At 34.7% G+C, this 12,209-nt stretch carries 8 protein-coding genes; 2 read left to right on the plus strand and 6 right to left on the minus strand.

The window, feature by feature from the left end; genetic code table 11:
- Window positions 1–34 precede the first annotated feature (34 nt).
- Complete coding sequence (locus tag PLJ10_00100) at window positions 35–1,261, plus strand: radical SAM protein (protein HOK08042.1); 1,227 nt, start codon at window positions 35–37, stop codon at window positions 1,259–1,261.
- Window positions 1,262–1,273: 12 nt separating this feature from the next.
- On the opposite strand, the gene PLJ10_00105 is transcribed toward PLJ10_00100, so the two are convergent.
- The 6 genes from PLJ10_00105 to PLJ10_00130 form a co-directional block, all read right to left on the minus strand.
- Window positions 1,274–2,230: a glycosyltransferase gene (locus tag PLJ10_00105; protein HOK08043.1), complete on the minus strand. Its 957-nt coding sequence runs from the start codon at window positions 2,228–2,230 to the stop codon at window positions 1,274–1,276.
- Window positions 2,227–4,356, minus strand: a complete 2,130-nt coding sequence (locus tag PLJ10_00110; GenBank protein ID HOK08044.1) for an ABC transporter ATP-binding protein — start codon at window positions 4,354–4,356, stop codon at window positions 2,227–2,229. The genes PLJ10_00105 and PLJ10_00110 overlap by 4 nt, the downstream gene beginning before the upstream one ends.
- A 3-nt stretch (window positions 4,357–4,359) precedes the next feature.
- Window positions 4,360–5,235 carry an ABC transporter permease gene (locus PLJ10_00115; GenBank protein HOK08045.1) on the minus strand — a complete coding sequence of 292 codons (876 nt, stop codon included), beginning with the start codon at window positions 5,233–5,235 and terminating at the stop codon, window positions 4,360–4,362.
- A 318-nt stretch (window positions 5,236–5,553) separates the two neighbouring features.
- Entirely contained in the window at window positions 5,554–7,170 is a 1,617-nt protein-coding gene (locus tag PLJ10_00120; protein HOK08046.1) for a GLUG motif-containing protein, read from the minus strand.
- 478 nt (window positions 7,171–7,648) lie between these two features.
- Entirely contained in the window at window positions 7,649–10,120 is a 2,472-nt protein-coding gene (locus tag PLJ10_00125; GenBank protein HOK08047.1) for a right-handed parallel beta-helix repeat-containing protein, read from the minus strand.
- Window positions 10,121–10,124: 4 nt separating this feature from the next.
- Window positions 10,125–11,144 (minus strand): hypothetical protein, encoded by a 1,020-nt coding sequence (locus PLJ10_00130; protein ID HOK08048.1) that lies wholly within the window; start codon window positions 11,142–11,144, stop codon window positions 10,125–10,127.
- Window positions 11,145–11,389: 245 nt separating this feature from the next.
- Between PLJ10_00130 and PLJ10_00135 the strand changes: the two genes are divergently transcribed.
- On the plus strand, window positions 11,390–12,178 hold the full coding sequence (locus PLJ10_00135) for a hypothetical protein (GenBank protein HOK08049.1): 789 nt from the start codon (window positions 11,390–11,392) through the stop codon (window positions 12,176–12,178).
- Window positions 12,179–12,209 lie beyond the last annotated feature (31 nt).

The following is a 12,209-nucleotide window of genomic DNA, read 5'->3' on the forward strand; positions in this document are numbered from 1 at the left end:
AAAAGATATGAAACCTTGAACTGCTGAGATTTTTATGGCTTACGAAAAGGAAAGTTCTCGATTAATTCATTGGCAGGTTAGTAAACAATTAGAATTAACAGAAATTGTTTTTTTTCTAACAAACCGATGCAATCAACGTTGTTTAACGTGCTGGCAATGGGAGGAGGATTTTAAATCCGTAGGGAAAGAGCTCTCTGATGAAAAGTGGATAGAATTACTTTATGATGCTATCGGATTAGGTGCTCAGCATTTATATATTGTTGGCGGTGGAGAACCTATGGTTCGTGGAGCATTAGTCTTAAAATTAGCAGAGATAGCAAAACAACATGGGATGTTCTGTGTCTTACATACAAATGGGACACTGTTAAAAAGGGAGCAAATGGATAGATTCATCGAATTAGGTTGGGACCAAATTATTGTGAGTATTGATGGGCCCAGTGAGGCAATAAATGATGCAATACGAGGTGAGGGGACATTTAAAAAAGCAGTGGATAGTTTGAGTTATATAAATGAGCATCGGTGTTTTAAGCCACATCCGACTCCTGATTTGGGAGTTAACGTTACAATTACGAATAAGAATTACATGTATATTGAGGAAATGGTGTCTTTAGCTTCAAAAAATGGTTGTGGAGGAATTCATGCTACTCTTGTACAACCTTTTAATAAAAATGCTGAACAGTTTGTATTGAGTGACACTGAACAGAATGAGTGTATTATGTATTTAGAAAAAGCAAAGAACATGGCTGAAAATTTAGGAATGTATCACACATTTGATTCAGTTTTAAAGAGTTTGAACATACATAATGATGAAGTGGAAAAAGAATATGTGAAAGAAAATGGTATTAGAGAAGAAAAAGGGGAATTTATTGACACCTATTGTTTTGAGCCATTTTTATCTATGACTGTTTCTGCAGATGGCAAAGTCAGCCCTTGTTGTATGTTTTGGAATGAACAAAACCCTTCGGTATTGGAGTATTCGCTAAAAGAAGTCTGGGAAGGTGAATTTTTTAAGTTGCTGAGAACACAACTTCAAAAGAACAAAGATAGTTTGCCAGATATATGTGTTCGTTGCCCTTCTCAGTTGAGGAAAAGAACAGAGGGTATTAGAAATGAATTAATTCAAAAATATATTAATACCACAAAGAACCCAATATTATTGGCTCAGCGATTTGTAAAAAGGCTACGAAATGAGGGCTTACAATCTGCATTTCAAAGATTAAAGGAATGGCTCTTTTTGCAGAAGAAAAAGATACAGTTATAGTTAAATCCAATGCTATTGTTTTTTGGAAACCTGTTTTTTGCCTTTTTTCCAGCCGAAGAGATGAGATAATCGCTGGCAGATAGTAAGAAAAACAATTTCGATGGTGTTTTTTAACGGAAGGTTTTGTTGGGAGCATTTGTTTAATTGGTACTTTATATCTCGAATACCGCTTCGTATCCCTGTAGTAGGGGGTACCATTAAATAACCAGGCCAGTAGTTCTCATAAGACGGCATGTTCGATGGGTTTGGGTATAATTCGTCCATATTCAGTTCACGGTGGAGAACAATACTGCAACCGTAGCCGTAGTTATACCATGTACGTAAGAAAGAACGGAAATTTGTATCAAAGTCATGATACACAATAGCATCTTTTTGGTAAGCAAACCGCCAACCTTTTTTCCATAGATGAATGCTTGCAGAAATGTCCTCTCCACCTGGGTTACGTATGTCTTCAGCAAAACCACCGATATCTAATAAAGGTTTTTTTATGAAGGAACAATTACACGTAACTAAATAGTGAAGTTTTTCTGGGGGTTCTAATACATGATGGAATAAAGAATGTCTTGCAAAAACGGAGGCTTCTGATACTGCTTTTACACGTCCACCCACACCAACAATTTTATTAATGGGGTCAAGTGTTGAAATTAATTTTTTTAGCCAGTGTGGATGTACTCTACAATCCGAGTCTGTAAATGCAACGATTTCTCCATCCGCTACTTCTAAACCTTTGTTACGAGCAATACCAGGACCGCTGTTTTGTTTTAGTCGTATATATCGGAATTTATATGAATGCCATTTTTTTGACCATTCATGACAAACTTCGGGAGTTCTGTCAGTTGAGGCGTCGTCTACAATAATAACTTCATAAGGTTCATCATATTCAAGTGAATCAAAAGATGTAAGTAGGTGGTGCAACCGTTCAGAATCATTGTAAGCAGGGACTATTATAGACGCTTTGATTTCACTCATATTGTTATTTCATCCTGATTACTATCTTCTGGAAATGAAAATTGAATACCTCCGTCGAAAAGTAAATGAGAACCAGTCTGTAAATTGAAAACAGATTTTTGTTCAGGTGTTGCAATTGCTTGTATTATTCGCGCATGAAGTGAATATTCAGGGTTAATTGCAGACATTCGGAATGAATTTTTTTGGTGTGTAAATAAAAAAACGTTTGGTAATTTATTACCTATTGCATATATATATTCTGATGGGTTGTAATTTTTATTTAAATGGATATATTCTGTCTGTTCTGGCGGAATTTCAGTAAATTCCCCTGTTTCGAACGATGTTTTCCAGTGTTGATATGCATATATAAGACCAACGGAAATGTTATATTCTTCTAATGATAGTGGCTCCTTAACAATGAGCCATATTTTTGAGTATAGGAGATTTTCTTCGGTTTTAGGAAGTAATTCCCACTTTAAGCGGATCGGAAAGCGTTGGGATTCTCCTTCCCATATCCATGTGTCATTTTCTTTATATGGTGTGTTCCATAGAAATGTTTGGCTGAGAAACCACATCCCCTGTAGTCGAAATTGAGTATGGAGATGGACTGCTTGAGTAAGAAGTTTTTTATCTTTTTTTGATATGAATTCAATAAATCCTTCCCCTAATCTTGCTTCAATGTCTTTTAGTGTAATGGTTCGTTGTTGTATCCATGCTGTTTTCCATGCTTCATATTCTTCTTTTTCAGCGAGAGAAATTCTTATGTTCCCGATTTTATGTTCACCCATTTGAAGAAGTGAACTTGTCTCGGGAATTTGAAGATGACAACATATAAACCTTGACCTTCCTATATAGTCAGTATTGCCAATGGTTAAGGATGAACCTGGTTCAGAGGTTTCAAATTCTATTTTTAACAGAGGATATTCATCGGAGTTTAGGCTGGTTAATAGAAATGTAGAATTTTCACCAATTTTAGGTGGAACCATTGTTGTCCAGCCAAGATTTCCAGGGACAATCGGAGCAAACTTATTCTCATTTCCATTGTAGAAAAAGTGGTCATATATCTCTGGAAGAAAAATACGGAATTCTAATGCCTGTATTGGTATTTCTTTATTTAATTTATATCTTGCATTTAATTCAATATGTTTATTTTTAATTTCAACGTTCCATTTCCATTCCACAGGTAAACGATAAAGCGTTCCTTGGGCTATTAAGGATTGGTCTTCTCTTTCGGTTACAAGCCAGTCTCCCATAGAAGATGGGTGAACTTGTTGTAAGTGAACGAGAACGCCTTCTATCCCTAATGGAGATGTAATTTCCTTTTTATCATGAAATAGGGAAAGTTTACCGTGGCTGAAAATCGCCTCAATATTTTTGTTTGGTGAGGAAATCGTATGAATTCCCTCTGCTCTGCCAATTTGACGTAGGTAATAATCAATGGTAGCGGAAACAGAACCGCGATCGATAAGTTTTCCTTTATCAAGTAAGAATACTCTATTGCATAGGGCGTTAACCGTGCCAAGGTCATGAGATACAAAAACGATGGTTTTACCTTGTTCACGAAGTTCACCAATACGCTGACGACATTTTCTCTGAAATTCCTCATCGCCTACGGAAAGCACTTCATCCACCAGAAAAATGTCAGGATTGACAAATGAGGCGACTGCAAAACCAATGCGAACATACATACCACTGCTATATGTGTCAACGGGTTGGTCAATAAATTCACGGATACCTGAAAAGTCTATGATTTGCTCAATAACCTCATTGACCTGAGCACGACGCATTCCTAAAAGGCCAGCGTTTAAATAAATATTTTCTCTACCTGTCAGTAAGGGGTGAAAACCAGCGCCTAACTCCAGTAAAGAAGCCACTCTACCATATACAATGACTCTCCCTTCTGTAGGTAGAGTTACGCCAGCGATGATTTTTAAAAGGGTGCTTTTACCAGATCCATTTTTACCGATAATGCCCACTGTTTCACCACGATAAATATCGAAACTAACATTATTGAGGGCACGAAAATGTTCACTTTTTTTACCACGTATCCAATCTAATACCCCTCCCTGTCCTCGCAGGTCTCTGAAACCTCTGCGGATTGGGTATTCTTTAACAACATTTTTTATTTCGATAATAGGTTCATTCATTCGTTACATATAATCGGAAAAAGTAGGAGATTGTTTTCTAAATATATAGATGCCAATAAGTAATGAGAATATACTAACACATATAGTATAGACTAAAAATGAAGGTTGAGGTGCTTTACCATAAAGAATACATTCCCTCAAATTTGTAAGTATTCCTACCATGGGGTTCAAAATGTAAAGATGATAGAACCAATTTGGCAAGGTTTGATTCTCGCATGCTCTTTTCACCCATTCTACTGGATAAAACACAGGTGAAGCATAAAAGCCAAAGGTTAATCCAACATTTACCATGTTACCTATGTCTCTGAAATGAATGTATCCAGCAGAAAGCAGAAGTCCTAATCCTGCTGATAGACAAAACAGAATTGGAAGGATAATGATAAGCCAGAGAACATTAATTGTAATTGTTCCTTTAAAAAACAAGTGAATGATGATAAGAGTTATAAACCCGATAGATAAGTTGACCATAGGATAAATGATGGAGGAGAGAGGAACAACTTCACGAGGGAAAAACACTTTCTTTACAAGATTTTGATGGTGAATTAATGATAAGGTCGCTCCAGATACAGATGTTGAGAAATACTGCCAGAAAATTAATCCACATAGGATTTGAGTGGCCATTGGGATTTCAATGGTATCGGAGATAGTCAACCTCTGTTTGAATACAAATGAAAAAATAAAAAGGAGCAGTAACATCAACGTAATTGGCTCTATAATTGCCCATAAAAAGCCCAATATAGCATAACGGTATCTTGCTTTAATTTCACGCCAGACCAATCCCCATAAAATTTCCCTCGCTCTTATTAAGTCGATTAAAACGCGAGTAACTACTTTCTGGTCTTTACTATCATAATATATTTTATTTTTTGCTAAGTTCATATCCAAATCTAAACTATGGTTGATGTAGCCTTTTCTATTTTTTGAAACAAATAAATTATAATCAAAAAATAAGTTATATACTTTTTTAACAATGATTATAACTGAATTCTAACAGAATTTAGAATTGAGAAGAGATGTTTTTAATGTCTCCAGATGTGTATTAAACATTCTTACTATATCATGAAGGGGAAAGCGTAGTTTTAAAGATAAATTCAGGAATTCTTATATTTTGATAGTATATAGGTGTAAGAACGATATCATGTTCATTCTCAATGAAGTTTTGTCAAAGATACAATAAATAGATAATGTTATATTATATTATTTCATCTGCTCCTGTTTACGCATACCGCTTATAAGCGAAATAATTAAACTGAAAAAGAAAATATCAAGTAAGTATTTCCACCAATAGTTACTCTTTAATGATTTGCTACTGCATCCGCAACTATTTGTTTCTGGCTCTTCTGGTAAATCTTTGTTTCCTTCTTTATTTTCTTCTTTATTTCCTTCTCCTACTGTCCCTTCTCCTTCCATTCCTTCTTTATTTCCCTCTTCTATAGTATCAATTATCCCCTGGGTTGGTCCTAAGGAGCGTAGATATGGGTAACTTTGTCCGTCATCTATTGTCCAGACATTGTTGAAATCCCAACCTACATATGTGGCTTTTTGTTTCATTTCATTAGTTGTTTTACCTATTCCGCCGTCGGAAGTATTTAGTCCAGAAGTCGTCTTATTCCAATAAGAACTTGTTATTGTGCCTCCTTCGTTATAGCCTACTAACCCACCTAATTGTATAGAAGCTCCCTGAGCACCTGTCCCTTTCACTTGACCTATGGAATAACATCGTTGAATTGTGGAGGCATTATACCCTACTAAACCACCACCCAATAAACCTGAGTCTCCTTCGCTTCCAGGAGACACTTCACCATTTACAAAACTTGTAGAATAACATTCACTGATTATACAATTTTGGGAAGCACTGTCTTCATCTGATATGCTGTTAAAACCAACTAAGCCACCAACACTTGCGAATGTTATACCTGAAACACTCACGGAACCTGAAGAATAACATAGAGTTAATACTCCTCCATTTCCACCTATAAGTCCCCCTGCAAGAAGAAACTCTCCAGAGCTACTTACTGTCCCTATAGAATAACATCGCGTTATTGTTCCAAAATTAATACCTATAAGTCCGCCAGTAACTGGACCTCCCCCAGAACTATTTACTGTGCCTTTGAAATGACATTGCGTTATTGTTCCAAAATTAATACCTGTAAGTCCGCCAACAAAAGTGCCCGCTTCTTCTCTTCCTCCTCCATAACTATCAACTGTGCCTGTGGAATAACATTGCGTTATTGTCCCAAAATTAATACCTGTAAGTCCGCCAACAAAAGTGCCCGCTTCTTCTCTTCCTCCTCCATAACTATCAACTGTGCCTGTGGAATAACATTGCGTTATTGTCCCCAAATTTACGCCTGCCAATCCACCTATAGCCACATCATACATAGAGCCTTCTGTTATATCTATATTCTCTAACCCTAAATTATAAACCTCTCCTCCCTCGGCTATTCCAGCAAATAAACCGACAAATCCTCCTGCAGGATTATTGGTATTGATGTATAACCCAATAATTTTCTTATTATTACCGTTAAATTTACCTGTAAATGCATTAGCATCTCCAATAGGTTCAAAACCAGTGCCTCCATTCCAATTCCTTGTAGCAGTGGCATCTATGTCTTGTGTTAATTCATATTCGCCATTTAGCGGGTAAGCAGAGTCTTTACCAATTTTTTGTAATTTTTCAATTGTATCTATATATATTACTGCTTGTGCAGGTGGGACTATGAAAAATAAATAATAGATACTTAGAAGAATAATGAAAACAATGATTAGGTTTATATATCTATATTCCTTTTGAATATTAGCAAACGTAGACATTTTTGTTCTCCTTTTTTTGTCTATTACTTTACCAAAAATGTTACTGTTTAATAAAACAGCATCATAAAACGTATCTATTTGTTTATATTTATATTTATATGTTTTAAAGTTTTAAAATTTTATACCTTTTTAAAAATCATTTTTCAAATTGTTTTAAGATTCGTTGATTTGGTATATACCGAATTATTCGTTAAAAAGATGAGGACAGTCATCATGAAATAGAACTGATAACAGAGATATCTACTATTTGTTATTATAGTGGGTTACTTTTTGGTAAACTGGATATCTTAACCATATATTTTCACATTTAAGGTATATATAAGGCTATTAATGGTGAAACATATTGGATACAATGTTTAAAACAAGATTTTTTATTTATATAGGGATTTTTTTAGTTATAAGAATTTACATCACTATTTCAGGAGAAGGGCGTTATCCTTGTGTTTATTAATACAGTTGAGATATTTTCACAGCTATTTTATTTGGGTTGTGGAAATGGTGGTAAGGATTTCATTGGGTCGAAGGAACTTCCATCTCCACCAATTCCACTTGGTCCTGAAGGGGTTTGGACTGGTATTGGAGCCTGTTCAAGAGGGACTCCACCAGGGGATAAGAATGGTTCTACGAATTTCTCAATGTCAAATGGAGCTTGTTGCTCTTCTTGCTTTAGAGGCATAATTTCCTCAGTAGATACTTTGAATTCGTTATCTTCTATTTTCACTTTCCATATTTTACGGTTCTTTAATTTTTGAGGTTTTGGTTTCTCAACAGGCCAGGTACGACGGAATTCATTAAAATAACAGCCAATTTTATCAATTGGAATCTGTTGAAACTTTAGATTTTTCAATGCCAATGAGCGAATTTCTAACCAATAATCATCTTTTTCTGGGTAGAGAAAGAAAGGTTTAGCTATAATACTTGAATTGTCAAAACCTCTTTCTTGCCATTTTGAAAAAGGAATTTTTTCTGAATCATTTTTTTTGTAACTTTGCCAGGCAACTCTTACTTCTTTGCCAAAATGGTAAATAAGGTTAAAATCGAATTTATTAGTTTCTGGGTCAAATGGAGATAAGTGATATATCACAGCACTTTCTTTCTCAGTAGCCATATTAGAAATACCACAGAAGTCGTCTCTTTCATAGGAAATGATATTACGAAAGACTCGATTATTTGTGGGTTTTTTTCTATCATCTTGATATAGTGATAAGAGTTCTGGATAGCGAGTACTGTATGGGGGTTCTTTAGGTTTCATTGCTTCAAGTCGTTCGTCCATGACATCCCAGCAGTATGTCTCCCATCGTGCATCTATGTGAACGGCAGGTATGCAATCAACAAAGATATTATTTTCTACTAAATTATCCCGTCCTCCGCCTATCATGACACCACATAAAGGTACGCGATAGATTATATTGCCGTAAACAGTTACACCACTTGTGCAATCATCTAAATATATTCCCCAAGCCCATAGTGGAGATTCATATTGAAATGAAAAGTCGCCTTCTAAGGAGTCTTCATGTCCTAATCCGAAACCATAAACATCGTGGAATATGTTATACCGTAGGATATTCCCTCGATTTGTCCAGTCTCTACCCATATAGAAAGCACCAGCATCACCTGTTTCCTGGCATACACGATAGATACGATTATATTCGATGATATGGTCATTTCCCCCTAATATAATTGCGGAATGAGGTGAATCATGAATATCATTATTGGCTATTCGGTTTGATACACCATTTATTGATATTGCTGGATGGTAAGTTTTGAATATCTGGGCAAAATTATAAATGTGATTGTTTATTATTTGGTGTCCGCCAGGAGTTAATGTCTTTTTATCTCCGCCATTAACAGAAATGCCCGAACCACCCAATTCGAATAAATCACACCCTTCAACGCGATTATTTTTGCCCCCATTTATAGAAATGGCTGAACGATATATCCCAGACAAGGAAGATTTGGCTATTAAGCAGTGTTCTGAATTATTAATAACAATGCCTGTGTCATTTGAGCCGATAAAATTAATTCCAATAATGTTAATATAACGTGCATTTTTTATCTGGATTAGGTTGTTCAATGTAGCAAGTATATAGTTTTTTTCTGTACTTTGCTCGCGTAGAGGTGGATAATAATACAATTCATTTTTGTTACTATCAAAATACCATTCTCCCTCGTCATCTAAGAGGGACAAATGATTTTGTAAGAAGAAGCGTCTACCTTTTTTAGCTTCATAGTTGAATTCCCCATCAATTTCAATCGTATGCGTATTCATATCAATCGATTTTATCTTAATTATTTGGAATGCCCAATTGTAATTGGAGAAAGTTGCTATTTCTAATGGTGATACTTCAGTATTTGCAAAAATGGATGGTAAGAGTGAACACTGAAACGCATGTTTTGCATTTTCAGGGATTACATTTGTTATGAAAGCCCATGCTCCACCTGGTAATTGTTCCTCACTTTTATTTGGCCATCTTGCTAATGTTTGTATTTTATCGTTGAATAGTAATATTCTTGGTTCTGATTGAGGTTTTTCTATTGTTGTTTTATAAATGTTTCCCTGATAAGTCTCAAGATTATTAATTTCTTTTCCCCCAATAATTTTAACAGTTTCCCCTTTGTAATTTTGCCATAGTACTGGAAATTCTTCACTCCCAGAATCAGCTTCATTTAATTCTAATGGGGAAGAGAGAAAATAATTTCCTTGACGAATAAGAATAACCCCTCCTTTTTTTTCTCTTTTGGCTATTTCCTGACGAAGTGCATCTCGGGCTTTTTCTAAGGTGTTGAAAGGTCCATCTGACATGTCTGGTAATGGTTCGGGTAAAGTTCCTGACCAGGTATCATTCCCGATGGGTGATACATAAAAAATGGGATATGAATCACTATAAGGGTTAGGGGCAATAGCAAAGATAAAAGACAAAGTAGATAAAACAAATACTTTTTGATACATCTTTTTATATCTCCGTTCTAATGGTTGATTTTAATTCTGATTTGGTGAGTCGTTTTAACGTATCAATATATTCTTGGGACACAACAGGATGTTTCAAAAGTTTTTCTTGCTGAATCCATAAATTATTAAACCATAATATTGTTTTTTCATGACCTATTGTATGAATAAAAACATTAAAAAAATCATCTGGCTCATCAGGGAGTAAATGAAATTTTTTGCTTCCCCAACGCCAGGAGGTGTTGATTATTTTTGCAATCAATTCTTGGGATTTGATAGGTTTGATAACTTTTCTACATGCAATTAATTTAATTCTGTGCTGACTTGAGGAACTACGTTTTATAACAAAATCACCAGAGGCAATTTCTGGCAAAGCAATGCTTGTTTTACTTTGTTCATCATACAAACGAAGAATTATCTCAATAATTTTTGACTTTATTTGGTTCGTTTCCTTTATGGAAAAAGTATGTGGTTTTTCTACATTGGTAAAGAATTGCAAGTCTTTATTAACGCCGAGTTCATCATAGCCAGCAAGCCACTGGGTTAAATATGCATATATCTTTCGATGAAAATCTTTCCTCTTATATCGGTCAGGAAAGAAAAGATAATCTCCTAAAAAAGGTTTAACAACATATTCAGGACACCGTTTATACAGTGTGATTAAAAGGTTATGTTCTGCTTTTGCAACCTTTGAAAACTCTTCACCGTCTTTTGCTACAACAAAAGCAAAATAAGCATTTTTCATTCTTTGGTTTTCTGCTTTTAGTTGAAATATGAATTGATACTTTCCTTCTTGAAATAGATGAAATTTTAAAGAGGTTACTGGTGATGTCCCTAAAATTTTCTGGATTGTAGGTATAATAAATTTGTCTTTTATACTTAGATAAGTGTTAAATGAATTTACCAAAGTGTCGAACTGGTAAAAACGTTTTAATTCATTTCCCCAGTAATCAAACATAGGACGGAATCCCGTCCATAATAATTTGATGGGTATCCCTCCAAATTTTGGATGTGCTATTTTTTTCATCTTGTTTATAACCTATGTGTGCGGATTTTCTTTTTGATAATTACTTTATAGTTTAGTGAAATTATATTACTTTATGTGGTATGCTTTCTCTTTGGTTAATACAGAATAAAATCTAATTCCCTGTATTCTAATCATTTTATTTTTTCGTTTCAATTATAAATCTATTTTAGGAACTCCTCCTGATATTCGTATTATTTTACAAAATTATGAAGGGACATATTTTATTTTTCATCACGATAGTCTTTATGAGCATGGGTATTTGTTCTTTTTCGGAACAAGTGCCACAAATATCCATTCACCAGATTGAGAAAAGAATATATGTTCAAAAGCTTTTTCAAATTATGATTACCCTTCAAAATATAAAGAAGGAAACAGAACCTTATTGTTTTTTCCCTCCAGAGTATGAAAACAAAAATGAGAATTTGTTTTTGGAAGTAAAGAATATAAAAAGTAATGAATCGGCAGATAAGGTAAATTTAGAAATATGCATGGAAGGTGTTGCGAAAGAAACAGGGACGTATGAAATTGGTTCAATAAAAGTCCCTTATGTCCTTCTTTCAGGAGAATTAGAATCTGAATTTGTAAAAGATAATACAAGAGCCCTTCCAACATCCTATTGGGATATACCCCCAATTTACATTGAGGTCAAAAAAGATAATACAATGTATACATTAATTTTTGTTGGGGGTATTATTGTATTAGTAATTTTTGTTGGTATAGGTTTGTTTGTTTATAAGGGAAAAAGGGGTGAACAAGTGGTTCAATTGGAAATCACAGATGCCGAAGTTTTACACACAGCAAGGAAATTCAGGTTAGACGGAGATTATTATGAGTATTTCCGAACGTTATTGCATATAGTTCAAAGATTAAATGAAAAAGAGAAGAAGACAGAATTGGAAATGTTAATAAATAAGATAAATGAAAAGATGAACGATGTCGGATACAGAGGCTTCAAACCCTCTGAGACAGAGTTAGAATGGTTCTGGAAAGAGGTTGAAAATTGTATAGATAGGTATAAAAAACAAGAGTCTTAATGTATTATGTGAACATAGTTATTTAATAGAA

Source organism: Candidatus Hydrogenedens sp., from assembly GCA_035361075.1.
Taxonomy (GTDB): domain Bacteria; phylum Hydrogenedentota; class Hydrogenedentia; order Hydrogenedentales; family Hydrogenedentaceae; genus Hydrogenedens.

Excerpts from the sequence above, each read along its gene's own strand:
- PLJ10_00100 (HOK08042.1), top strand. The coding sequence starts at position 35 with ATGGCTTACGAAAAGGAAAGTTCTCGATTAATTCATTGGCAGGTTAGT.
- PLJ10_00105 (HOK08043.1), bottom strand. The coding sequence starts at position 2,230 with ATGAGTGAAATCAAAGCGTCTATAATAGTCCCTGCTTACAATGATTCT.
- PLJ10_00110 (HOK08044.1), bottom strand. The coding sequence starts at position 4,356 with ATGAATGAACCTATTATCGAAATAAAAAATGTTGTTAAAGAATACCCA.
- PLJ10_00115 (HOK08045.1), bottom strand. The coding sequence starts at position 5,235 with ATGAACTTAGCAAAAAATAAAATATATTATGATAGTAAAGACCAGAAA.
- PLJ10_00120 (HOK08046.1), bottom strand. The coding sequence starts at position 7,170 with ATGTCTACGTTTGCTAATATTCAAAAGGAATATAGATATATAAACCTA.
- PLJ10_00125 (HOK08047.1), bottom strand. The coding sequence starts at position 10,120 with ATGTATCAAAAAGTATTTGTTTTATCTACTTTGTCTTTTATCTTTGCT.
- PLJ10_00130 (HOK08048.1), bottom strand. The coding sequence starts at position 11,144 with ATGAAAAAAATAGCACATCCAAAATTTGGAGGGATACCCATCAAATTA.
- PLJ10_00135 (HOK08049.1), top strand. The coding sequence starts at position 11,390 with ATGAGCATGGGTATTTGTTCTTTTTCGGAACAAGTGCCACAAATATCC.